The organism is uncultured Pseudoalteromonas sp. (assembly GCF_963922945.1).
Lineage (GTDB): Bacteria > Pseudomonadota > Gammaproteobacteria > Enterobacterales > Alteromonadaceae > Pseudoalteromonas.
Genome location: NZ_CAWUKC010000020.1, coordinates 1 through 24,274, shown reverse-complemented (window position 1 = coordinate 24,274; position 24,274 = coordinate 1). Strand labels below are relative to the sequence as shown.

General features: G+C 39.1%; 26 protein-coding genes and 2 tRNA genes. 24 read left to right on the top strand and 4 right to left on the bottom strand.

Annotated elements, in window-relative coordinates; genetic code table 11:
• Positions 1-52: 52 nt before the first annotated feature.
• Together AABI99_RS06600 and AABI99_RS06595 are read left to right on the top strand one after the other, a co-directional pair.
• The gene (locus AABI99_RS06600; RefSeq protein WP_338364663.1) at positions 53-1,609 is read left to right on the top strand and encodes a cyanophycinase; all 1,557 of its coding nucleotides are present in this window, start codon (positions 53-55) and stop codon (positions 1,607-1,609) included.
• 149 nt (positions 1,610-1,758) lie between these two features.
• Positions 1,759-2,007, top strand: coding sequence for a hypothetical protein (locus tag AABI99_RS06595; protein WP_338364662.1), 249 nt, complete (start codon positions 1,759-1,761; stop codon positions 2,005-2,007).
• Between the two features lie 57 nt (positions 2,008-2,064).
• Here the strand turns inward: AABI99_RS06595 and AABI99_RS06590 are convergent, their stop codons facing one another.
• Positions 2,065-2,388 (bottom strand): hypothetical protein, encoded by a 324-nt coding sequence (locus tag AABI99_RS06590; RefSeq protein WP_338364660.1) that lies wholly within the window; start codon positions 2,386-2,388, stop codon positions 2,065-2,067.
• Between the two features lie 274 nt (positions 2,389-2,662).
• Between AABI99_RS06590 and AABI99_RS06585 the strand changes: the two genes are divergently transcribed.
• From AABI99_RS06585 to bamE, 9 genes are all read left to right on the top strand, one after another.
• On the top strand, positions 2,663-4,036 hold the full coding sequence (locus tag AABI99_RS06585) for an integrase family protein (RefSeq protein WP_338364658.1): 1,374 nt from the start codon (positions 2,663-2,665) through the stop codon (positions 4,034-4,036).
• On the top strand, positions 4,020-4,883 hold the full coding sequence (locus tag AABI99_RS06580; protein WP_338364656.1) for a hypothetical protein: 864 nt from the start codon (positions 4,020-4,022) through the stop codon (positions 4,881-4,883). Before AABI99_RS06585 ends, AABI99_RS06580 begins: the two co-directional genes overlap by 17 nt.
• A gap of 75 nt (positions 4,884-4,958) precedes the next feature.
• Positions 4,959-5,150, top strand: coding sequence for an AlpA family phage regulatory protein (locus AABI99_RS06575; RefSeq protein WP_338364654.1), 192 nt, complete (start codon positions 4,959-4,961; stop codon positions 5,148-5,150).
• A 2-nt stretch (positions 5,151-5,152) separates the two neighbouring features.
• Positions 5,153-5,692, top strand: coding sequence for a hypothetical protein (locus tag AABI99_RS06570; protein ID WP_338364653.1), 540 nt, complete (start codon positions 5,153-5,155; stop codon positions 5,690-5,692).
• A 308-nt stretch (positions 5,693-6,000) separates the two neighbouring features.
• Positions 6,001-7,032, top strand: coding sequence for a hypothetical protein (locus AABI99_RS06565; RefSeq protein ID WP_338364651.1), 1,032 nt, complete (start codon positions 6,001-6,003; stop codon positions 7,030-7,032).
• Positions 7,029-8,354: a VapE domain-containing protein gene (locus AABI99_RS06560; RefSeq protein ID WP_338364649.1), complete on the top strand. Its 1,326-nt coding sequence runs from the start codon at positions 7,029-7,031 to the stop codon at positions 8,352-8,354. Before AABI99_RS06565 ends, AABI99_RS06560 begins: the two co-directional genes overlap by 4 nt.
• A 346-nt stretch (positions 8,355-8,700) precedes the next feature.
• Positions 8,701-8,982, top strand: coding sequence for a GIY-YIG nuclease family protein (locus tag AABI99_RS06555; RefSeq protein ID WP_338364647.1), 282 nt, complete (start codon positions 8,701-8,703; stop codon positions 8,980-8,982).
• Positions 8,983-9,041: 59 nt separating this feature from the next.
• Positions 9,042-9,512 (top strand): hypothetical protein, encoded by a 471-nt coding sequence (locus tag AABI99_RS06550; protein WP_338364646.1) that lies wholly within the window; start codon positions 9,042-9,044, stop codon positions 9,510-9,512.
• 104 nt (positions 9,513-9,616) lie between these two features.
• The gene (gene bamE, locus AABI99_RS06545; protein WP_338364644.1) at positions 9,617-9,976 is read left to right on the top strand and encodes an outer membrane protein assembly factor BamE; all 360 of its coding nucleotides are present in this window, start codon (positions 9,617-9,619) and stop codon (positions 9,974-9,976) included.
• 70 nt (positions 9,977-10,046) lie between these two features.
• On the opposite strand, the gene AABI99_RS06540 is transcribed toward bamE, so the two are convergent.
• Positions 10,047-10,964 (bottom strand): YbjQ family protein, encoded by a 918-nt coding sequence (locus AABI99_RS06540; RefSeq protein ID WP_338364642.1) that lies wholly within the window; start codon positions 10,962-10,964, stop codon positions 10,047-10,049.
• Between the two features lie 167 nt (positions 10,965-11,131).
• On the opposite strand from AABI99_RS06540, the gene AABI99_RS06535 reads away from it, so the two are divergent.
• A complete protein-coding gene (locus tag AABI99_RS06535) occupies positions 11,132-11,392 on the top strand; it encodes a hypothetical protein (RefSeq protein WP_338364641.1) in 261 nt (86 codons plus the stop codon).
• A 174-nt stretch (positions 11,393-11,566) separates the two neighbouring features.
• Here the strand turns inward: AABI99_RS06535 and AABI99_RS06530 are convergent.
• A tRNA-Pro gene (locus tag AABI99_RS06530) sits at positions 11,567-11,643 on the bottom strand.
• Between the two features lie 171 nt (positions 11,644-11,814).
• Positions 11,815-12,438, bottom strand: a complete 624-nt coding sequence (locus AABI99_RS06525) for an arylesterase (RefSeq protein WP_338364639.1) — start codon at positions 12,436-12,438, stop codon at positions 11,815-11,817.
• Between AABI99_RS06525 and AABI99_RS06520 the strand changes: the two genes are divergently transcribed.
• From AABI99_RS06520 to AABI99_RS06465, 12 genes are all read left to right on the top strand, one after another.
• Positions 12,439-13,152, top strand: coding sequence for an ABC transporter ATP-binding protein (locus tag AABI99_RS06520; protein ID WP_338364716.1), 714 nt, complete (start codon positions 12,439-12,441; stop codon positions 13,150-13,152).
• The gene (locus AABI99_RS06515; RefSeq protein ID WP_338364637.1) at positions 13,142-15,643 is read left to right on the top strand and encodes an FtsX-like permease family protein; all 2,502 of its coding nucleotides are present in this window, start codon (positions 13,142-13,144) and stop codon (positions 15,641-15,643) included. The genes AABI99_RS06520 and AABI99_RS06515 overlap by 11 nt, the downstream gene beginning before the upstream one ends.
• A 129-nt stretch (positions 15,644-15,772) precedes the next feature.
• The gene (gene ruvC / locus AABI99_RS06510) at positions 15,773-16,297 is read left to right on the top strand and encodes a crossover junction endodeoxyribonuclease RuvC (RefSeq protein WP_338364634.1); all 525 of its coding nucleotides are present in this window, start codon (positions 15,773-15,775) and stop codon (positions 16,295-16,297) included.
• Between the two features lie 2 nt (positions 16,298-16,299).
• Positions 16,300-16,917 carry a Holliday junction branch migration protein RuvA gene (ruvA, locus tag AABI99_RS06505; protein ID WP_338364632.1) on the top strand — a complete coding sequence of 206 codons (618 nt, stop codon included), beginning with the start codon at positions 16,300-16,302 and terminating at the stop codon, positions 16,915-16,917.
• 7 nt (positions 16,918-16,924) lie between these two features.
• A complete protein-coding gene (gene ruvB, locus AABI99_RS06500; protein ID WP_338364630.1) occupies positions 16,925-17,932 on the top strand; it encodes a Holliday junction branch migration DNA helicase RuvB in 1,008 nt (335 codons plus the stop codon).
• A gap of 1,168 nt (positions 17,933-19,100) precedes the next feature.
• Entirely contained in the window at positions 19,101-19,805 is a 705-nt protein-coding gene (gene tolQ / locus AABI99_RS06495) for a protein TolQ (protein WP_338364628.1), read from the top strand.
• Positions 19,792-20,223, top strand: coding sequence for a protein TolR (tolR, locus tag AABI99_RS06490; protein ID WP_338364626.1), 432 nt, complete (start codon positions 19,792-19,794; stop codon positions 20,221-20,223). Before tolQ ends, tolR begins: the two co-directional genes overlap by 14 nt.
• Positions 20,224-20,227: 4 nt before the next feature.
• Positions 20,228-21,154: a cell envelope integrity protein TolA gene (gene tolA, locus AABI99_RS06485; RefSeq protein WP_338364624.1), complete on the top strand. Its 927-nt coding sequence runs from the start codon at positions 20,228-20,230 to the stop codon at positions 21,152-21,154.
• A 9-nt stretch (positions 21,155-21,163) separates the two neighbouring features.
• Positions 21,164-22,522: a Tol-Pal system beta propeller repeat protein TolB gene (gene tolB / locus AABI99_RS06480; protein WP_338364622.1), complete on the top strand. Its 1,359-nt coding sequence runs from the start codon at positions 21,164-21,166 to the stop codon at positions 22,520-22,522.
• Between the two features lie 37 nt (positions 22,523-22,559).
• The gene (gene pal, locus AABI99_RS06475) at positions 22,560-23,102 is read left to right on the top strand and encodes a peptidoglycan-associated lipoprotein Pal (protein ID WP_004587277.1); all 543 of its coding nucleotides are present in this window, start codon (positions 22,560-22,562) and stop codon (positions 23,100-23,102) included.
• A 13-nt stretch (positions 23,103-23,115) separates the two neighbouring features.
• The gene (ybgF, locus tag AABI99_RS06470) at positions 23,116-23,865 is read left to right on the top strand and encodes a tol-pal system protein YbgF (protein ID WP_338364612.1); all 750 of its coding nucleotides are present in this window, start codon (positions 23,116-23,118) and stop codon (positions 23,863-23,865) included.
• 219 nt (positions 23,866-24,084) lie between these two features.
• Positions 24,085-24,160, top strand: a tRNA-Lys gene (locus tag AABI99_RS06465).
• Positions 24,161-24,274: the final 114 nt, after the last annotated feature.

Here is a 24,274-nt window from a genome sequence, read left to right as displayed (position 1 = left end):
TGCCATTATAAGCTGTTAAACTAAATGCCTATTTAGATTATTTGAGAATGTTATGCGTACCAGTGCTTTTTTTACGAAGCGAGTGAGCTTTGTATTTATCTTATTTACATTATTGCCATTTAAAGGCGCTGCGCAGCAGCAAGAGCAAACCCTTATTTTAGCTGGCAGTGCAATTAATACGTGCAGCGAAAAAGCACCGTCAAACTGCAACGCACAAAATAATGCGGTATTTAAAGTCAGCAAAGCGAACATTTCGCGAATCAAGTCAAACTGGCCTACTAACAATACGACTAACCAAGCAAACGTATTAAGTCTCTTACGTACGCTTAGTAGCAAAAATGAAAAGGCAATGTCTAAAAGTGAGTTACTTTGGCAATGGCGAGACATAAATAACGAGCAACTTAATAGTTTAACAAAGCAAGAGTTTAACTTTGTGTTTGATATGCTTGAACATCCCCCCTCAAGTACGAGCCCAAAAGCTGAGCTGCAAACTAATGGCGTATTGCAATTTATTGCCGGCAGCTTAAAGGTCGCTAACCCAACGCCTACCTTATTAATTGTCAGCGCTGCTCAGCGCGACCCATATGCACATGTTGCGGCGCTCAAAGCGCTATTACCACACAGTATAAATACCCAATGGTTGGCGCTTACACCAGCCCTTGCCAGCGCCATCACGAATAATCGTTGTGATGATTTACCCGTATTGCGCCAATCACAAATGAACCTTTATAACCGCGGCTATGTATATCCTGAGCTTACACAGGCAGAGCAAACGCTTTGTGAAAACGGAGTTGAGGCGTTAGTTAAATTAATAAATACAAGTACCGGCGTTTTATTTAGCGACGGCACAGCTAAAAATGCATTAAAAGCCCTGTATGATGAAAGTAACACTGCCTACCCCTGGACGAACGCGCTTAAAACACGCCCCGTTATTATAGGATTAGGCGCTGGGAGCAAAATACAAAGTGAAAAAGTTTACCTGTCACAACAACAAAGCACTAGGGCATTTAAAACACAACCTAGTCAACAGTTTAATGTACTTAACGGATTAAACACCTTTGAATACGGCCCATTAAGTATGCACTTTAGTGAACAAAACCAAACATTTACTTTGGCTGCTACGTTAGATAGCCAACAACTTAAAAACGCTGATTCAAAACATGGCTTTGGGATAGATGAAAATACTGCATTGGTTGTTATTAAATCTGCCAAAGGAAATTTAATGACGGTTATTGGCAACAATGGAGTGGCACATTTAAGCTCTCAGCAAAAAGCCAATAGCTATAACTACTCGTACTGGCCCGCACGCAGCGTAATAACTATTACAGATAATGGGTTTAGCCTAAGTGAACGCACAATTAGCCAAGCTCTTTCTCCGGTTAAAATACCCCCTTTACCGGTGCAGCGATTTGCCAATATTTTAACTAATTCTAAACTGCGCTCGCTTACTCAAGCTATGTGCTTAAGCCAAGAGCAAAGTGCAGTGGGCCAGCAGGATGATCTTTTAATTCACTTAACAGCTACTAAAAACACCGATTATTACCGTGTTAATACACAGTCATTTGGTTGCGCTGTAAGTAATATGTCACTTAAGTTTGAGCGTTTTTAATATTAAGCTTTGTACACATAGCCCAAATATAAAGGTTTAAGTTTAGTGTAATGGGTTTTAAAATAACGGTAATTAAATTTATACCTATGCGCTTAACTCAATGGTTAAGCGCATAAGTATTAACGAGCAGATTTTCTAGAGAGCAATTTATGAATAACGAGCACGACATAATCAACAGCCTAACAGAGTTAGAAAACTTTTTAGTGATGCTAGAGAACGGCGGCTTAGGATTAAAAGGCGTTGCAGGTGTTGGCCTTGCGACTAATAATAAAGACGGTAGCCACTTTGTTGCGGTGTTTGATGATAAGCAACAGTTATTACTGGCCAGAGGCGTAACCGACGAAGTGTTTGAAAACGGCAAAGACATGGTACGCAACGGGGTAGGGCGTACACACTAATCAACCTCAAAAGCGCCCTAGGCGCTTTTAACTACCTTATATCCACTCAAAAAAAGTTTACAGTCTGCCAACTTGTTTAGAACTAATGTTAGTGACAATATTATTCTCAAAACGGATAAAAACAATGTACATCCCGCCAATTGAGCCTTTTAGTTTATAAGTAAACTCTTTTGTTTTAACGAGCTTATCGCCATTACCAATATCAACAGCCTCATTAAGCACATCTTTATAAAGTGGTGCACCCACCAGAGCTACAATGTCGGATTTAGTTTTACCCACACTCAACAGATTACCGTTTTTGAGCCTAAAGCTACCGTGTGCAAACGCCAAGCTTGAAATAAAAATAGATATAAATAAGGGGAATACAATACGCTTTTTCATCACTTGTCCTTAAACACATAGTATTTAATGCTAGGTATACAAGCTAATTGAAAAAAAGATACAAAAAGAAAATACAGAAGGGAATTAAATGGTCGGTATGGCAGGATTTGAACCTGCGACCCCTGACACCCCATGACAGCTAAGGGTGTTGTTTTATAAAGCCTAAAAACAATAAGTTATTGTATTTCAATGTTTTAAATTTTCATAAGGTTTCAACAAATTTCTAAAAATTAAGCTATACTGGCTACACATTGGCTACACGCTCGGTTTTAAAATGGTAGACTTAACTTCAATTACTCAGGCTAAATTGTCAGCATTTAAAAAAGCTGCTTCACCACGACAGCAGTTAGGATGCGATAAAATAGCAGGTTTCTTTTATCTTAAACTTTCCAGTGGTGGCGCATGGCGATTGCGCTATACCGATTTACTCGGCAAACGCAGAACAGCCACAATTGCAGACGCAAACATAAAACCAAGCCAAGCAGCACAAGAAGCTATTTCTTGGAAAGCTAAGCTTAGGGATGGAATTGATCCGCTCTCGCATAAAGAAGAACTAGTACAGAAGCAACGTGAAGAAGAACAATTAAAAGCGGCAAATGTTTACTTAACTGTAGGGGCTTTTTTTGATGCTATCTATTCACCCCATAAATTAGATAACTACAGGTATGGTGCTGGCACTTTAAAAGTGATTAAGCATAACTTTGAGCACTTGTTTAACCGCGATATGGATAAGTTAAATAGTGCTGATATTTTACAGTGGTACAACAAGCGCAGAGCTAAAGGCATAAAGCGTTCTACATTAGTCAGAGATTTTGGCGCATTTAAAGCGATGCTTAACTATGCTGCTCAACCATTAAAGGGCGTAAGTGAGCCTATTCTAAAAGTGAACCCAATTAAAAGCCTGACTCTGCCAGCACTCACTATTAAAGAGCAAGACGAACTAGAAGCCCATAACGAAAAGTTAAGCCACCAGCGCGATATATTCAGCAAAGAAGTTAAACAGCAAATACATAAAGGTTTAGCGCTCTATGCTGGTAAATTGAAAGAGCAAAGGCGTTCAAGCATAGCCCACGGCAAAAGTCATTTAGTAAACTTAGATAGCTTAACTTACCCGCACTGGTTTATTCCTTTTTGTCATATAGCCCGTTTAACAGGGATGCGCCCAGCAGACATTTATAATTTGAAATGGGAAAACTTACTGTTTAACCAATTTAATGACCAAACAACATTAACCTTTACACCTAGTAAAACTAAAAAGGCTGAGAATAGCCGAAAAGTTAAGTTTCCTGTTACGGGCGAGTTAAAGCATGTGTTTGATTGCTGGGCAGCGCAACAAGAACAGGCTAAACATGGCTTAATTTTCAAATCAGAACGAACTAACAGGAGTTTGGAGCGTAAAGCTCATCTTAGACACTGGAAGCAAGTTAAAGCGCTTGGCGGTGTGCCTGAAAGCTTAGATTTTTATTCATTTAGGCATAACTTTATTTCTGAGCTGGTGGCGCGTGGTGTGCCTGTGTTAACTATTGCTGGCTTAGTCGGTCATAAAGATGGCTCGATGATAGCTACTAATTATTTACGACATGATGATCAAGATGTAGCAAGCATTTTGAATAGTTTTAAAGGATTTAATAATGAAAAAATTGTCTAATGAAGATCAAAAAAAATTGCGTTCATTGTTAGGGGATTATTGTGATCAGTTTAAAGTAGTAGCTGCAATACCTACTCGGTACTCTAAAATTGAAGGAGTAACAGAAAAAAAAGCAGGGGCAATAGAATACATCTCTTTTATTGCTTATCCTGAAATAGATAAAGAGGATAACCGCAAAGCGTTTTCTGATGCGCTACTACAAGCAGTATTAAAATCGCAAAACTCATTAAATGAACTTCATAAAAATTTCGAATCCCCCAAAGAATGGCCACGCATAGAGAGTTGTATTAGAAAGGGTAAAAAACGGTACTATAAAGCATGTGTTTTTTGGCAAGCTTATACTCATTTTTGTAATTATGTAAACCAAGCTGAACGTAATGAAAGTGCGATTAATTATGGTTGGCATGACTTTTTAATAAAATACGCTTCGTTTTATCAAACTTATGATGATGGCTTTGGTTTTGGAGGTTCTAAGCTGGATTTTCAAGAGCTATATAGTAACCGTTTAAACTTTCCGAATATTAAGAATCATGGAGATAAAGAGGATATACGACCATTAAGAAAGCATTGGTCTGAATTGAAAAGCTCTCTGAATTTAGTGTATGGACTTGTAAAAGCTTTTGAAAAAGAAGGGGTTAAATCATTACCCATCCTAAACACTTTGATTTCTAACCCTTTCTGGGTAGATGATGCAATAAAAAGTAGTCAGTATAAATTAGCAAAATATTTGCTAGTTATGGATAAACCACAATCGTATATTAAAACAGACATTAATCCACTTCAAATGCCTTTTCTTGATTTATCCTTTGATCCTATTTTTGTTAGAAGTGAGAAAATTTTCCAATAGATACAGTTTTGATCCCCTTTGAACTTAATAACCTCAAATATTATGAAACCTCTATAAACAAAAGAGGTTTTATTTATGAAAGATACTCAAACTCCATACAATTTACGCTTAAAAAATGCGGCAGCCTATATCGGAGTTAGTAAGCCGACCCTATGGCGTTTAGCAGAGCGAGATCCAAGCTTTCCTAAAAAAATATGTATTAGTAAACGTTGTTGTGTATATCGAAAAGCAGACCTTGATGTGTGGTTAGCTGGTAAGGAGGTATAGCAATGAAAATACTTAACGATTTTGATCTCTATTATATTCCTAACACTAATACTCAAGCTTACAAATTACTTTTGTTACTTTTAGAAAATGACGAAGTTTTAGAGTCTGATCTAACCCATACTTTTAATGGTCGCCAGCGAAGCCCAATACAAACTTTGGGAGGGGATAAATATTGCTGGAGCATTATTAACCGCACAAATGATAAAGGCGTTATTGTTGCGCGTAGTTTAGACCCTAGACATAAATCAGGTTCAAAGCTTGATGATGCTAAAGCAAGAGCTGAGAGAAAAAGTGAATATAAACACGATTCGCATAAACTCGCTAAGCAAGGCCGAATTAGGGAGTCTAAAGCCTTTATTGAATCTATCAGAGCAAAGTCAGAATTAGCCGACTTAGTAAGTAATGCTGCAAACGATGATTACTACTATCAACAAACCGAAAATGAAAAAGCCACTACAGCGACAACTGTAACGGCCTCTAAACTAAATACTGGTGGGGATAGTTTGGCGACTAACCACCAGCCGAAAAAGGAGTCAAAATAATGAGTCCTTTTAAAAAATACAAACAAATAAAGCTTGCGATAGATAAGTTACTCAACTCAGAGGTAAGTGTAAAGCTTAGTGAGCTTTTAATGCTTCTAATTTTCCAACTGGGATCAGTTGCACATTTTATTGTTTGTGCGCTTGAATCGGGGGTTTTATGATTGAACAAAAAAAAGCCCTCAATAAAGGGCTAATCAAAGTGGCATGTTTCAGCTTCTATTATATCAAAAATATTATTGTTTTGCTGAGTATTCATACTCTTGTAGCCTCAGCATACTTATGTATTAATTTTAATAGGGGGGCGGAACATGCTTAATTTTTTACATGGTAAAAGTCACAATGTCACCGCTGATTTTTCGTATATAAATTGGCATGAGTTAAAGCTAAAGGTTACAAGCCCTCAATACTTAGGCGCATTAACACCGAGAGAAGCTAAAGCTAAATCGGCTGTTATAGCGGCTACCGATGCGCCTAATAAAACTAAAGAGTCGATTCTACTACATGATAACTTTACGTTGCTTAGGCTTGATTTAGACGATACTAATTTAGAGTTAGCTACTATTGCCGATATGCTTGAGAGCATGTGTATAGGGTCATACTTAATTCATACCACAGCAAGCCACCAGCAACAGGCCACAACAAACCGTTATAGAGTTTATATAGAACTAGCCGCTTCTATTACCTATAAGGTGTGGGCAGCTATGGAAAGCTATTTGAGTTATATATTTAACGCTGATGATTGCGCTAAGCGTCCACAGCAAATTATGTATTTACCTGTTCGTTTAAAAGATGATAGCTACCAATTTAAAATTGCAGAAGGAAGGGCGCTTGATGTTGAAAGCTCTCAGCTTTACAAGGACGCACAGCAATTTGAAGCAGAGCAAAGCAAACAGCTAGAACAGGCTACTAGACTGCCTATAAAGCCAGCTTATCAAACTCAGTTAATAGGTAATCAGGTTTCTATTATAGATGCTGTTAACAGTGCTTACGAATGGCATGAACTGCTTTTAAGTTATGGCTACAAAGCACAAGGTAAGGCTTATTTGCCGCCAGAATCCACCAGTAAACAAGCAGGGGCTTATATATTAACAAGTCATACCGATGGTAAAGAGCGTTATTATTCGCACCATAAAAATGACCCCTGCGCTAATGGCTTGTGTATAGATAAGCTTGATTTTATGGTGATACGTTCCTATCAAGGGGATTATAAAAGAGCGTTAAAGCAAATTGCTGAAATGTACTTTCCTGACTTGCATAAACACAACCTAAAAGAGTACAAAATCAATAAGCAAAACCAACGTAGCCAGACACTGTTTTTAGGTGAAGGGGGCAAGCTATGATTGATACTATACCCGCACCACATAATAAGTACGGAATTGATTTACCACAAAACACGGTATTAGATAGGCCACGTTTTACTGATTTAAAAGAAGATAGTAAAGGCAATGTAAGAGTATTAAATACTAATCAAAACCTCGCTGATTTAGCTCAATTTTGTAGCTTAGGCTTTAGGCTTAACATGATGACGTTTAATAACGAGGTGTGCGATATGTTGGGCAACTTAATAGCTGACTCTTACGACAGCATAAATAGTAAACTTATATCTGCTGCAAATATCTATGGTTTACCTGAAAAGGCAATAACTACACATTTAGTCGCGCTATGTGAGGAAACTAAATACCACCCTGTAAAGTTATACCTTGATGGTGAAAAATGGGATGGTAAAGAGCGCGTAAGTGCGGTTATTAGGTGTTTAAACGCTAAACATGAAGCACTAGCCGATACTATATTAAAGCACTGGCTGGTGGGCTGTGTGGCTTCTCTTTATGAGAAGAACTTTAACAGTAAGCTTGTACCAGTGTTACAAGGTGATCAATCTTTCAGAAAAACAGCATTTGTGTCTCGTTTTGCAGAGATTATTCCACATGCGTTTTTAGAAGGAGCAGCATTAAACCCCGATGATAAAGACAGTGTTCTATCGTGTATTCGCTCTTTCATAGTTGAACTCGGGGAGCTTGAACGCACCAGTAAAAACTCGCAAGGGAGCTTAAAAGCGTTTATTACTAATAAGGTTGATACGGTTCGCCCACCTTATGCAAGGCTCGATATTAAAAAACCAAGGCAAACACATTTTATTGCCACGGTTAACGGTAGTGAGTTTTTAAAGGATGAAACAGGCTCAAGCCGCTTTGCTGTTATTGAAATGGAACAAGCCGCTAACATGAATAAACTAAACGAGTTGCTAGGATGGCACTATGACGGTACAGGCTCACTTAAACAGATTGACGAGTCACAGCTAAAGCAGTTTTGGCTTGAAGTTAAACAGTTATATTTAGATGGTCATGGCTGGATGTTGAAAGATCATCACCTAGAGCAAATAGCTTTAGTAAATGACAGCTATCAAGATAAGGGGTTTGCTTATGGTTACATATACGATAATTATATAGCACCAGCCAGTATGATCGATTTTGCAAACGAAATTGATAGGCCGCAGTGTATAAATGGTTGGTTTACTGCTGGTGAGTTAACTTATGAAGATAAAAAGCTTAGCTCACATTCAAGGATAATAGTTGGTAAAGCGTTAACACAGTTGAGCCGAGAGGGTTTTTTAGAATTAAAGAAAGCGGGGGGGAACAAAACTCGATACAAATTAATTAAGTGATTTATAGCCGCTTCTTTTATATCAACAGTTAGTTTAGTTGAGTAAAGTTAAGCTTTTAAAATCTACCTAACCTTTACAAAAGCCCTTTATTCATAAGGGCTTTGTTCGTTTTTAGTTAGGAAGTTAAGTAACTTTATATAAATAATCAAAATAGCTGATTAAATATTGGGTAGTTAGTAAAAGGAATAAGGACTACCGAGTATAGAAAAGGCTAATATAAAAAAGTTGGCGATTTTGCTTAACACCTAACCTAAATTATTTTAGGTATTAAAATTCAGCTGGTTAGTAGTTGTTAGGTATCAAAATATAAGCTAACTATTTACTTAACACATAACAAGAGTCGGTTATGGTTACAAAAGTTATTTATAAAATCACTTACCCAAATGGAAAAATTTACATAGGAAAAGATCTTACTAATACGTTTACCTATTTTGGAAGCGTAAACGCTGATTTGGTGGCAGCAGATTTTTCACCAGAGCAACGCAAAAGTATTACCATAACAAAAGATATTATTTTTGAATCAACTGATCCAAAAGAAATTAATAAGCGAGAAGTGGAGCTAATTAGAGAGTATCAGTCAAATAACCCCGAGGTCGGATATAATAGATGGCCTAAATTCGTATCATAGATACAGCACCTTAAAAGGTGTATGCTCTATTTTTTGATAATAATTTAAAGGGAGTTAGCATGCTTTATGAATATCTAGTGTTTATGTTTTTGTGCGGATTAATAACAGGGATTATTGGAAGCAATAAAGGAAGAAGTGGGTTTCTATGGTTTGTAATTGGTTTTCTGCTAGCGCCTCTAGGTATTGTATTGGCGCTTGTTATTAAAAAAGACAATCAAACTCTCGAAAGCAAAGCTATTGCTTTAGGTACTCAAAAAAAATGCCCGTTTTGTGCTGAATTAATAAAAGCTGAAGCCGTTATTTGTAAGCACTGTAATAGAGATCAAACAGAACATAACACCTCAATGCAAAGAGGCAACAGCCAAAAAGCGTTACTAAATGCTATCGCCGATAATGATATTGAAGCCGTCAGAAGTATTTTAAATTCAGTCAAAAATATATCTTATGAGGACTTTTCTACACCACCATTGGAATACGCAGAGTTGCATGGAAATGAAGAGATAATAAGTTTAATCAAAAAAGCATTTTAAAAAGAACGGTAATCTATTCCTTTTAAAGCAATAGCTTTTAAGAGGTTGAATATATGCTAATGCTTGTATATTTTAATAGCTCATACAAAGAAAAGGGAACAACTATGAAATATGGAATTTTAATTTTATGTGCTTTATTGCTTACGGCCTGTGCTACTGCAAATTACACAACTGGCAGCGATTTTAAAACGGATAAAGTGGATCAAATAGAAAAGGGCGTTACAACTAAAGAGCAGGTTGCTGATTGGTTTGGAGAACCGTATTCAAAAACGGTTATTAATGGCAATCAAGTAAAGTGGCTTTATTTTTATTCACAAGGCACGTCAAAAGCTCAATCTTATGTGTTTACTATGAAAGTTCAAACCGATGGTACTCAAAAAACGCTAGATATATTGTTTGATGACGGCATTGTTTCAAACTACACCTATACCAATGGCGCGGCGCCACAAATGAGTATTAATTGATATAAATGATAAGGGCGGCGTTTAATTACTTATAACGCCGCTCTTTAATATTGAAAGTACCTAAATAGATTTACTTCTCAACAATAACCGCAGTACCCGAAGCCACAATAAATAGCATACCTGATTTACCACCGCCCGATATTTCGCTGTAATCTAAATCTATGCCTATGACAGCATTAGCACCTAATGAAAAAGCCTCTTTCCTTAATTCGGCTAGAGCTGTTTTCCGCGCGTCTCTCAAAGTATTTTGTATGCTGTTATTTCTACCGCCGAAGGTGTCACTGAGGCTGGCAAATATATCTTTAAATATATTCATACCATAGGCGCACTCGGCCGTTATAACGTCCAACCTTTTAAGCACTTTTAAATTTGATGTTGTTTCAGTGGTGAGTATAACTTCGTTAGGTGTACGAATAATTTTATAGTTACTTGCTGTAAGATCATTTTTCTTTTTTTTAATTTCGCTTAAATTTTTCTCGTTACTACTCTTTTCTTGCGAAGCCGAAAGTTTTTTCTTTAGGTATATGTCTTTTGTAGTTTCTATTTTATGGGCTGTTTCTTTAGAAACACTCGTTACATATTTTCCATAGAATAGGACGTCATAAGAGGAGTTACATTCGACAGTCCTTAAACCAGCTATACCATATTCTTTTGATTTAAAACTTAATAAAGCACTAGATAGGCCGATTTTATTGTTGTTTATGTCAAATAGGTTATCTTTAGCAGTATTGTTTATTGCTGTACTTTCTTTGATCCCATACTTTTTATAAACACCAGATTGACTATAAATAGTTGTTAGATTACACAGAAAATTATTGTCGTAAAATATTGATGCGACACCTTTGTAACCATCTTTTTCTAATGAAAAACTGAGCTTGCTAATTTCATAAGTTATTTCGGTAAAGTTATTTGTTAGGCCGTTCTCGTTTAAAGTCCATTCGGGTTTTGTGCTTGAAGATTTTGATTGCTGATTGTCTGATAAAAACATAACCGTCCTTAGTAGTTGCTGTTTTATCAGAGTTACAAAAGAACGAGCCAATTTCAAGCTATTTAAGCCTACCAGTGCAAAGCTGTGCTTACCCTTTTTTATACAGGCATTGCGTACCTGTAACTTTGCTTAAAAGGGTATAATAAGAAGTCAAATGAGGGGGGGTTATGAAACGAATAGATAAACTTAACAATGACAGGCAAATATTTGAAGCGTTGGCGAAAGTATTAAATGAAGCGAATAGATTTAAAAATCCGAGTTATGAATTGTTAGTAAATTACTTAAATGACAAAAACTTAAAAACTAGTTGGGGTAATGCTTGGACTCGAAAAAGCTTATTCAGGTATTTACAAAGAAACGGCTTTTCTGGTGTGTGGGGCTTACGTAATAGCTTAGATCAATACACTCAACTAGCTAAGTTTATTTAGGGTATCTTCAGTCATCGTAAAAAGGGTCTTTCGCAACCAATACGCGCGAAGGATTATAAAGGTAAATTTTTATTTCCCGACTATAAAAAAAGAGCAGAGTGGCTACAGATTGGCTACACGAAGTGTTTTTGTAGAAAATAACTTATTAGGATTTGGGGTAAGTTATTGAAAAGATGGTCGGTATGGCAGGATTTGAACCTGCGACCCCTGACACCCCATGACAGTGCGCTACCAAGCTGCGCTACATACCGACGTTGTTTGCAATAGTACGTATATTTTATTAAAAATCAATAAGTGATTGTTTGTTTGCACGTTTATTGTGCAAATAAGCTAAAAACTTTACTTATATGCGCAACTTAAAAGGCTTTGCTTTGTCATAATACAAAACATACAGCCGTAGGTTAAACCAAAGAGAATACGCGTTAGTCTTTATTTAGCCATTGATTGATCGAGTCGTACATTTCATCACGTATCAGCGGTTGAGCCTCTTTATTTGGATGTAATTGATCTCTTTGCATTAAGTTTGGCTTATCAGCCACATTAAGCATAAAAAAGTTAAGTAAATGAGCGTTTGTTTTTTCACTGACTTGTGTAAAACTGTCGGTAAACATTTTACTGTAACGCGGCCCGTAATTTGGTGGAATGTAAATTTCCATTAATGCAACCATCGCATCTGCCGCTTGGCTTTTTTCAATTAAGTTTATTAAGTTTGCTTGCATTTTGGTGACAGGAAAACCTCGTAAACCATCATTAGCACCAAGCTCAATGAGTACATGGCTTGGTTGGTATTGCTCGAGTAGGGCATCTAGCCTGCGTAAAGCGCCACCTGTAGTTTCGCCACTAATACTGGCATTAATTAGCTCTATATTACGTTGCTCTGCATCGTATTTATCTTGTAACAATTTAACCCAGCCTTGTTCTTGTTTTAGGCCATAGGCTGCACTTAAACTGTCTCCAAGTATTAAAATCGTGTTGTCTGCTGCTGCACTAAGTGGTTTGATAACTAAAAATAAAACGAATACAAAACGTAGGATTGAATGAGTCATATGTCAGCGCTTTCTCAATTAAATATTATACAAGTAAATGGTTTGTCTAAAGTGGTCTCTACCTTTGAAGGTGAGTTGCACATCCTCAGCGACATCAGCTTTAATGTCAAGCATGGCGAGTCAGTTGCTATTGTTGGCACATCGGGTTCAGGTAAATCCACGTTATTAAGTTTATTAGCGGGGCTTGATACTGCAAGCAGCGGCGAAATTACCCTTGATGGCGAGCCACTGCACAAACTAGATGAAGAGCAACGCGCGGCACTACGTGCTGAAAAAGTCGGTTTTGTATTTCAGTCGTTTATGTTGGTGCAAAGCTTAACGGCGCTCGAAAATGTCATGCTGCCGGCTGAGCTTGCTGGCGAAAGCGATGCTAAAGAGCAAGCCCTCGCATTACTTGAAAAAGTGGGACTAAGCCATCGTATTGATCATTACCCATCGCAACTCTCTGGCGGTGAGCAGCAACGTGTTGCCATTGCACGTGCTTTTATTGGCACCCCTAAAATTTTATTTGCTGATGAGCCTTCTGCCAATTTAGACAGTAAAAACGGCAAAATGGTGGAATCGTTACTATTTGATTTAAATCAGCAGCATGGCACTACGCTTATTTTAGTAACCCACGATGAAGCGCTTGCGCAAAAATGCCAACATATTGTGCAAATTGAAGCAGGGCGGTTAGTTAAAAACTCAAAAGAGGAAATAGCGAATGTGGGCTAAGTTAGCACTTAAATTATTTGCCCGCGAGTTTCGCCGTGGCGAACTAACAGTGATTAGCGCCGCTATTGCCCTTGCGGTTTTAACGGTGCTTACACTTTCAATGGTCACTGAGCGAATCGCACAAAGCATAGCGCAAAAAAGTAGTGCGTTTATTGCTGCAGATAGAGTGCTGTCCAGTGCTCATGAGTTAGATACCGCATTTATTACTAAAGCAAAACAAGAAAACCTACAAACAGCTCAAATGGTTTACTTTGACACTATGCTTTTTGCTAATGACGAAATGCAATTTACCTCAGTAAAGGCGGCGTCAAACGAATACCCGCTAAAGGGCAAGCTAAAAGTAAAATCATCGTTACTTGGCGAAACACAAATAGCACAAGGCGGGCCAAAACCTGGTAACGTGTGGCTAAGTGAGTCGGTTTTTTACAGTCTAAATATTGATATTGGCAGCCAAGTAGAGCTTGGCGCAGCCTTATTTAATGTAGAAAAAGTGGTTGTAGAGGAGCCAGACGCACCATTTAATGTATTTTCGAGCAGTCGCAGAGTGCTTATAAATATTGCAGATGTGGCTAAAACAGAGGTTGTGCAACCTGGTAGCCGAGTGAACTACCGCCAACTTTACGCAGGCGATGAGGCCGACATCACGCGTTTTTATGAGTGGTTAAAACCACAAATGGCCGAAAACCAACGTTGGTATGGTGTTAAAGATAGGCAATCACCAATAGCAAATAGCTTAAACCGAGCAGAGAGCTTTTTATTATTAGCCGGTTTACTGGGCATTATTTTGGCTACCGTTGCTATTGCTGTATCGGCAAAACGCTATTGTGAGCGTCAGTACGACCCCGTAGCAATGATGAAAACACTTGGTGGCAGCCGTGCTTTAATTCGTAAAATATATTTTATGCACCTACTTATGGTGTGTGCCATGGCCGTGATTGTGGGTTTAGCTATTGGCTATGGTTTACAAGAAATTGCCACAGGGTATTTAGCTAAAAGCATGGGGACAAGCCTACCTGCAGCAGGGTTTAAACCTTGGCTGGTGGCCATTAGCACTGGCGTTATATGTGCGGTTATGTTTTCTATCAAGCCATTGCTTGATTTATTTGATATTCCGCCGCTTAGAGTTTTGCGCCGTAATTTAGGCGACAGACTAGCGGTAAGCCGTGTGCACTTAGGTTTAAGTGCGCTTACAGTGTTTTTATTAATGTGGTTATTTAGTAACAACATTAAAATAACGCTTATTTTGTTTGTCTCTACGCTTGCGTTAATAGGTGTTTTATTTGTTGTTTCAAAACTAATATTTGGCGGCGGCCGCAAATTAGGTTTAAAACCAGGTAATAGCTGGTCGTTAGCGATTGCCTCTATACAAAAGCGTGCAAACGTTAATGCGGTGCAGTTAATTAGTTTTTCGCTGGCGATAAAATTGCTACTGTTTTTGATTGTGCTTAAAAACGACATGATCTCAGATTGGCAATCGCAACTGCCAGCCGACGCACCCAATGCATTTTTAGTGAATATTACGCAAAACGAGCTTGAGCCGGTAAATAACTACTTAGCAGAAAACGATATTTTAGTATCTGATTTTTACCCAACCATTCGCGGGCGCGTAAATGCAGTGAATGGTGAGCTGGTTGCGCGTAAAGTATCGTTGCAAGATAACGAGAAAAAAGATGAAGAAGCGCGTTCAGGTATTGGCCGAGAGCTTAACCTAACATGGCTTGAAGATGTACCGGCACAAAACGAAATTGTACAAGGGCAGTGGTTTGGCGAGGGCGCAGTAGGTGAGGCCTCGGTTGAGGAATCAATGCTTGAGCGCCTAGATGTAGAAATAGGCGACACCTTAACATTTTTAATTGGTGCGCAATCTTTTGACGCCAAAATCACCAGTGTGCGTAAAGTAAATTGGGCTACGCTAAAGCCTAACTTTTTTATTATTTTAAGCCCCGATGTGCTTAAAGACTTTCCTGCAACCTATATTTCATCTGTGCGTATAGAGCCTGAGCAAAAGAAAGCGTTTAGCCAGCTATTACGTACTTACCCAACCATTACCGCCATTGATGTAGATAATTTTGTAAAACAAATTCAATCTACGATTGAGCAGGTGTCCTTAGCAATTGGCTTTGTGCTTGCTATTGTGGTGCTGTGTGGCGCATTAGTACTTATATCGCAAGTACAGGCAAGCCTTGGCGAGCGAATGCAAGAAATAGTTATATTGCGCACCTTAGGGGCTAAAGGGCGGCTAATCAAAAACGCGACTCTTTACGAGTTTTTACTTTTAGGTGGTTTAGCCGGATTTGTAGCAGCCTTATTTAGTGATGTAGCTTTGCTGATTGTACAGCAGCAAATGTTTGACTTAGCTGGTAAGTTGCACCCGGCAATTTGGCTAATTGGGCCTGTGTCGGGCGGGGTATTTGTAGCTGCACTTGGCTACTTTATGATTGCCCGCAAACTTAAACAAAATACCCAAGGCCTAGTACGTGCCTTAGCCTAAGTTATCGTTTATAACGCTAAACGCCCGCACTCAACTGTGGGCGTTTTTGTTTTTATGTGTCACTGGTAATTTATACAGTGCTCTGGCATTATTAGCGTTATTGAAAAATAACAATAATGAGTGTGCTGTTTGGCCATTATTTTAGGGATAGACCCCGGCTCTCGTTTAACCGGTTATGGTGTAATTGCTCACCAAGGTGCTAAGTTTACGTATTTGGGTAGTGGCTGTATTAAATTAGCCGAGCACCCGTTCCCCATACGATTAAAAATGATCTACCAAGGGATCACACAAATAATAGAGCAATTCTCGCCCGAAATGTTTGCCATAGAAAAAGTATTTATGGCGCACAACCCAGATGCTGCACTAAAACTTGGACAAGCTCGTGGAGCCGCTATTGTGGGGGCTTCTATGGCCGAGCTACCTGTATTTGAATACTCTGCACGGCAAATTAAGCAAGCAGTGGTTGGCAATGGTGGTGCCGATAAATCACAAGTGCAACATATGGTCAAAAATATTTTAAAATTACCAGGTACACCCCAAGCCGATGCAGCCGATGCACTGGCTATTGCAATTTGCCATGCGCACTCAGAACAAAATTTAATAAAACTAGCGGGTAGCGCAAGCAAAACCGTTAGAGGACGTTTAAGGAAATAAATATGATTGGCCGTTTAAATGGCGTTTTAGTCGAAAAACAACCGCCCGAAATTTTACTCGAAGTAAGCGGCGTAGGTTACGAAGTACAAATGCCCATGACCTGCTTTTACGACTTACCTAATGTTGGCGAAAACGCTATTGTGTACACGCATTTTGTAGTACGCGAAGATGCACAGCTATTATTTGGTTTTAATAGCAAAACCGAGCGCGCCTTGTTTCGAGAGCTATTAAAAGCAAATGGTGTAGGGCCTAAACTCGGTTTGGCAATTTTGTCGGGCATGTCGGCGCAACAATTTGTCAGTTGCGTCAATAACGAAGATGCGACAACATTGGTTAAATTACCTGGCGTGGGCAAAAAAACAGCCGAACGGTTAGTACTCGAAATGAAAGACCGCTTAAAAGATTGGGGCAACGATTTATTTACGCCATTTAGCGATAACGCTGTAATAGAGCCTGCCACTGATGCAACTATTGCTAATAATGCCGCAGACGATGCTGTATCGGCACTGGTTGCGCTTGGTTATAAATTGCCACAGGCGCAAAAAGCAGTAAAATCGGTAAGTAAACCAGATATGTCTACTGAGATCCTTATCAAAGAATCTTTAAAATCAATGTTGTGAGTAACCCATGATTGAAGCTGATCGTTTAATTGACGCGAGCGAAAAAACCAACGAAGACACCATAGACCGCGCAATAAGGCCCAAGCTTTTAGCCGATTACACAGGTCAGCCGCATGTTAAGCAGCAAATGGAAATATTTATAGAGGCAGCGCGCAGCCGTGGTGAAGCGCTGGATCATCTATTAATATTTGGCCCGCCGGGTTTAGGTAAAACGACCCTTGCTAATATTGTTGCCAATGAGCTAAATGTAAGTATTAAGACCACCTCAGGCCCAGTGCTTGAAAAAGCCGGTGATTTAGCAGCGCTCCTTACAAACCTAGAAGAAGGCGACGTACTGTTTATTGATGAAATACACAGGCTAAGCCCGCAAGTTGAAGAAATTCTTTACCCGGCAATGGAAGATTATCAGCTTGATATTATGATAGGTGAAGGCCCCGCTGCGCGTTCGATTAAATTAGATTTACCCCCTTTTACGCTTATTGGCGCAACAACCCGAGCTGGTTCATTGACCTCACCGCTTAGAGACCGTTTTGGCATAGTGCAGCGCTTAGAGTTTTACTCTATTACTGATTTATCGCAGATAGTGGGTCGCTCCGCCCATTACCTAGATTTGCAAATGTGCGACGATGGTGCCATCGAAATTGCTAAACGCTCGCGCGGCACACCACGCATAGCAAACCGCCTATTGCGCCGTGTACGCGATTACACGCAAGTAAAATCAGACGGCACAGTCAATGCCTCGGTTGCTGAGCAGGCGCTAGATATGATTGATGTAGATAAAAGCGGTTTTGACTACATGGATCGTAAATACTTACTTGCCATCATCGAAAAGTTTATGGGTGGTCCCGTAGGGCTTGATAACTTAGCCGCTGCAATAGGTGAAGAAAAAGAAACCATTGAAGATGTGATTGAACCGTTTTTAATTCAACAGGGTTTTATACAGCGTACACCGCGCGGGCGAATTGTGTCAGACAATGCATACCATCACTTTGGTTTGCTCCCTAAAAAAGATTAATTAACCTCAGCCTGCTACATACAATGTGGCGGGCATAACTCTTCATTAATTGAAAATTTAACTAATTTTACTCAGTCCTTAGCCACTTTGTTGCAAATGTAACCACTAAATTAAAATCGTTTCGCAATTCACTTAACGTTAAGACAGGCGTGGCTATGCTGCGTACCAGTAATTATATCGCGGTTCGTATTCTCTATTTATATAGCTATAACAGTTTTATTATTTACATTAAAAGTTGTTATGCCAACGTACGAAATTAAGTGCTTTAAATAAGCTTAAATGGGTTACGAAAAAAGTAGCATTTCATCTTGTTATATTAAATTGTGATGGCTTTTTAGGTAAAACCGCACTTGCAAAATAAATTTGCTGCATATAAAAGGACGCGAGCACAGGTACTTAGCCTATTAAGCAACTAATTCTTTGCCAGAGTGAGAAGCTTTTAATCCGCCGTGGGTAGTACAGTTAAATAAATTTTAGGCAAAAAAAAGCCCGCAAATAATGCGGGCAAACAACAAGTTGAAGGAAGTAATCCAGAGGAACTACGTTTTACTAAATCAGGTTTTATCCAAAACAAGTAAAACAATGTAATACGATTAAAAATCCTATTACTGAGAACTTTGCTTAATGAAAAGTGTTTCATTCAATGCGTCAGCTCGGTATGGGAGAATAATACGGAATATGAGATTTTTATTCAAACTAGAAAATTTAAGTTTTCAGATAAAAAAAACTAATCTGATGAATTTTTTTATTGTTTATAACTTGTACGTTAATTATTCGTTAATATTATAACTTAATGAAAATTAAGAAATAAGTTGTTTTGGTTGTCTTTATTCAGCATTAGTTTAATTAGTACGTGGTTAATGCCGAAAATTACTTTTGAGTGCTTATGCATTTTTAATGAATAAACGCTGCATTTTAATAAGTTTACTGTGTATATTTACGCACTTTTACAGAATTTAGTTGTTTTTCATTAAATCTATTCGTCGCGTTTTAGAAACAAAGCAGTGTTATAGCGTGTATTTAACGTTTTTTGTTGCCAATTCATAGCAATATCGTTGTCAGTAAACCCTTGACTCGATACACTAGTTGCAACTTATGGCCGTTATAATGGTCTTATACACACAAAGTAACCAAATTGACGTTTTTTGAAATTATTTAGGAGTTTAACGTGGGATCAGGGCTTAATTTTTTAGATCTAATTCTAGAAGCCAGTTTGCTTGTACAGTTAGTGATGTTAGCGCTAGTTGCAATGTCTGTAATGTCATGGGCAATTATTTTTCAGCGTAAAAAAGCCATTGGCGATGCCTTGTCTGATGCAAAAAAATTCGAACAAAAATTTTGGTCAGGTATCGATTTAAGTAAATTGTACAACGAAATTTCATCACGTAGCGGCCAGTCTCATGGCATCGAAGCGTTATTTACATCAGGCTTTAAAGAGTTTGCACGCCATAAAAAGAATACTTTTCAAAGTGCTGGCATTGTAATGGAAGGTACACATCGTTCTATGCGTGTGGCACTTTCGCGCGAGATAGAAAAACTAGAATCGAGCTTATCGTTTTTAGCAACCGTTGGCTCAATTAGCCCATATATCGGCTTATTTGGTACGGTGTGGGGTATTATGAACGCCTTTATTGCACTTGGTGAAGTTAAACAAGCCACATTACAAATGGTTGCCCCAGGTATTGCAGAGGCATTGATTGCCACAGCTATGGGTTTATTTGCGGCGATTCCCGCTGTTATTGCCTATAACCGCTTTTCTAACAAAGTTGAAAAAATAGAATCTCATTACATTAACTTTATGGAAGAGTTTGCCAATATTTTACACCGTCAAGCAGCTACCCAAATAGAGGCTAAAGCGAATGTATCAGCGTAAGAAGCGTCGCCAAGTCGCAGAAATTAATGTAGTACCTTACATTGATGTAATGTTGGTATTACTAATTATATTCATGGCAACCGCACCGCTTATTACTCACGGTGTAAAAGTAGATTTACCAAAAATGGAAGAGTCGGATTTAGTTGATACTAAAGACACGCCCCCCATTATTGCCTCAATAGACTCAGCAGGTAAGTACTATGTAAGCATAGGAACCGATCCTGAAGAGCCGATGGAAGCACTCGATGTGGCTGCTGTTATTAAGTTACAGCTAATGAAAAACCCTGATATACCTGTAATGATTAAAGGCTCTGGTAAGGTATCGTACCAAGAAGTATTGTTATTAATGGACTTTTTAAAGAATGCTGGCGTACCATCTGTGGGGTTAATGACAGAATCCTTTGAGGGGACACAGTAGTAACATGAATAGTTCTATAATCAAGTCAATACTTTTACATTTGGGCTTAGGCGGCTTTTTGTGGGCAACTGCAAACATTCATGCCCCAGCACCTAAAGTAATGGAAGTGACGCTTAATTCGGCTATTCCTGAGCCTGATAATGCAGTTTCGGCTGTCACGGTTGACCAAAAGCAAGTTGAGCAAAAAATTGCTGAGTTGCAAAAAAAAGAAGCCGCTAAGAAACGTGCTGAAGACAAACGCATTCGCGATTTAGAACGCAGAGCGGCCAATGCACGTAAACAGCGCGAAGCCGAAGCCCGTAACATTAAAAAGCTAGAGCAACAGCGTAAAGCAAAAGAGAAAGAAAAAGCGCAAGCAGAGGCTGAAGCTAAAAAAGCGCGTGAAATTGAACAAAAAGAGCGTGCTAAAGCAAAACAAGCCGAAAAACAAAAGCAAGAGGCCGAAAACGCTGCTAAAGCTGCTGCAGATAAACGCAAAGCAGAAGAAGAGGCACTTAAAAAGGCCGAAGCTGAACGTAAAAAGCGTGAAGCAGAGGCAAAAGAGCGTGCAAAAGAAGCTGAGCGTAAACGTCAGCAAGCACTGCAAGAGCAAATGTTACAAGAACAACTTGCTAAAGAGCAGGCTGCACGTAATAAAATACGCCAACAGCAAGTAGTAAGCGAAGTTGATAAGTACCGCGCTTTAATTATGGCCCGTATTCAGCAAAACTTACTCATTGATGAAAAAATGAAAAACCAACAATGTCGAGTCAATATTCGTCTTGGGTTTAATGGCTTAGTTACGCAAGTTAAATCATTAGGGGGTGATAAGTTAGTGTGTGAAGCTGCGCTTAGAGCCGTTCGCATGGCCGACACTTTACCTGTATCTAAAGATAAAGACGTGTTTGAAAAACTTAAGAATATTAATTTAACAATCAAACCAGAATTCTAAAGGAATGATATGTTCAGCAAAATTAAAATAGCCTTTGTAGTTATATTATTAGGGTTTCAAGGGGTAGCCAATGCAGCCCTTGAAATTGTAATAACAGAAGGTGTAGACGGCGCTCGCCCTATTGCCATAGTGCCTTTTAAGTATAACGGTGTTGGGCCAGTGCCACAGAAGTTGAGTGACGTTATTGCTGCCGATTTAATGCGCAGTGGTAAGTTTAAACCGATAGATGTTGCACAAATGCCACAGCAACCAAATAAAGATGGTGATATAGACTACGCAGCGTGGGTAAACCAAGGTGTAGAAGCTATTGTGGTTGGTGAAATAGAACAGCAAACTAATGGCCGCTATTTAGTTCGTTATGAGTTAGTTGATGTTATTCGTGGACAAATTACCGGCGGTCAAACTCAAATGATGAGCAACGGTAAGCTGATCAAAAACCAAGACCACATTTTAGAAGCGCGTGAAAGTGTGATTAGTGAAAGTGGCTTTCGCCGTTATTCACACCGCATCAGCGATGTTGTTTATGAAAAGCTAACCGGTGAAAAAGGCGCGTTTTTAACAAAAATTGCGTACGTAATTGTACGTGAAGATCAACCAAAACCTTACCAGTTAGTGGTTGCTGACTACGATGGCTTCAATGAGCAAGTTTTGCTGCGTTCAAAAGAGCCACTAATGTCGCCAGCTTGGTCGCCTGATGGTACTAAGCTTGCGTATGTAACGTTTGAAAATCGCCAGAGCCAAATTTACATTCAAGACCTATACTCAGGAAAGCGTGAGCTGATCACAAGTTACCCAGGTATTAATGGTGCACCGCAATTTTCGCCAGACGGTAAAAAAATGTTATTGGTACTTTCTAAAGACAAAACAGGTGCTACCGAAGTTTACGTTTTAGATTTAGCAACCCGTAAAGAAACACGCCTTACACGCCACCGTAGTATAGATACTGAGCCATCTTGGTATCCAAATGGCCAGGATATTGTGTTTACATCTGAAAGGGGTGGTAATGCCCAGATTTATAAGTTAAATTTAAGAACTGGTAGGTCACAACGATTGACCTTTGACGGCGATATGAACCTAGCGGGTTCTATAACGCCAGACAGTAAAGAATTAGTGATGGTTAACCGCACCAATGGGCAGTACCATCTTGCTAAGAAAGAGCTGGCTACAGGTGCGTTTCAAGTATTAACACGAACGCGCCTTGATGAATCACCGAGCATAGCGCCAAATGGTTCGATGATCATTTATAGCACGCTTCATAATAATAAACAGGTACTCGCGCTGGTATCGATGGACGGTCGCTTTAAAGCACGTTTACCCGTGCTAGACGGACAAGTAAAGGCACCAGCTTGGTCGCCATATTTACAGTAATATTTGCTGGTTTACTCAAAAAATAGGAATCTACTCAATGCAACTTAACAAAGTACTTAAAGGCCTGCTAATCGCTGTGCCAGTAATGACATTAGCCGCTTGTAGCTCATCGTCAGATATTGATGAAGGCGCAGCTAACCAATCTAACCAAAGTGCAGTTGAGCAATCAACAAACACGGATACAGTTGAAGTAGCAACAATTTCACCTGAACAACAAGCTGAAGAGCAACTTCGTCAGAAATACGAAGCGCTTCGTCAAGAGCAAATTATTTACTTTGACTTCGATAAAGCAACTGTTGAAAACAAGTACGCTGAGTTATTACGTGCACACGCCGAATTTTTAGTTCAAAACCCTTCAGTAAAAGTATTAATTGAAGGCCATGCTGATGAACGCGGTACGCCAGAGTACAACATTGCACTAGGTGAGCACCGTGGCCAAGCGGTAGAAAAATACCTACAAAGCTTAGGTGTTTCTGCTAGCCAAATGTCAGTAGTTAGCTACGGTGAAGAGAAACCAATGGTTAAATCTCGCACTGAGTCTGCTTTCGCTAAAAACCGCCGTGCGGTACTAGTTTACTAAGATAAGAGATATTATGAAGCCGAAAATTATTTTGGCAGCCATGATATTGAGCGGGAGCACCCAAGTTTTGGCTGCTCCCGCTCCTGTTTCAGAAGCTGCAAGTTCACAGTCGAGCGTAGAGAAGCGTTTAGCGTCACTAGAAAACATGATGCGATCACGAAACTTATTACAAGTTGAATTACAGCAACAACTAAATTTACTCCAAGATGAAGTAAGCCAAATTCGCGGTGTGACTGAAGAGCAAAGTTATAAACTTGAAAAAGTACTTCAGCGCCAACGTGAGCTTTATCAAGAAATAGAAAACCGTGTAAGCCAAGCTTATACACAACCAGCTACTACGCCTGCAACCGATTATACGCAATCGAGCGATGCGCAAACCTATAGCAGTGATTTATCTGAAAACGAAGCATATGAGCGTGCTGTAGCGCTAATAATGAAAGATAAACGCTACGATCAAGCTATTCCTGAGTTTCAAACATTTTTAACGACCTATCCTAACTCTGTGTATGCCTCTAATGCACACTATTGGTTAGGGCAGTTGCTGACCATTAAAAATGATGGTGTAAAAGCAAGCGAGCACTTTAAAGTGGTGGTTAATGAGTTTCCTAACTCAAATAAACGTCCAGATGCAATGTTAAAGTTAGGTACGCTTTTACAAGAGCAAGGGCAAAACCAACAAGCACAAAAAATATTGGGTGATCTAATTAACCAATATCCAAGTACAACTGCTGCAAAACTAGCAACCGAGCGTTTGGCTAATTAGGGTGTAGTGAACTGGCTAATTTGTAGCTTAAACTACATAGAAATACTCGGCGGATCTTGTATTTGCATGTAGTTTGAGCACAAACGCTTTAATTTTGCTCACCTAGGCATAAAAACTAAAAAAAAGAGACATTTTCGGTTGCACTCATTTTATAAATAAGTATTATAAGCGCCCGCAGCAAACGAATGGTTACCCCACTCAAAATGCGGCAAAAAGAGCGGGTCATTAGCTCAGTTGGTAGAGCAGTGGACTTTTAATCCATTGGTCGATGGTTCAAGTCCATCATGACCCACCATTCTTTATTAAAGAGTGGTTCAATCGGCGGATTTACGCACACGCTTTTATTAAGCACACAGAGCGGGTCATTAGCTCAGTTGGTAGAGCAGTGGACTTTTAATCCATTGGTCGA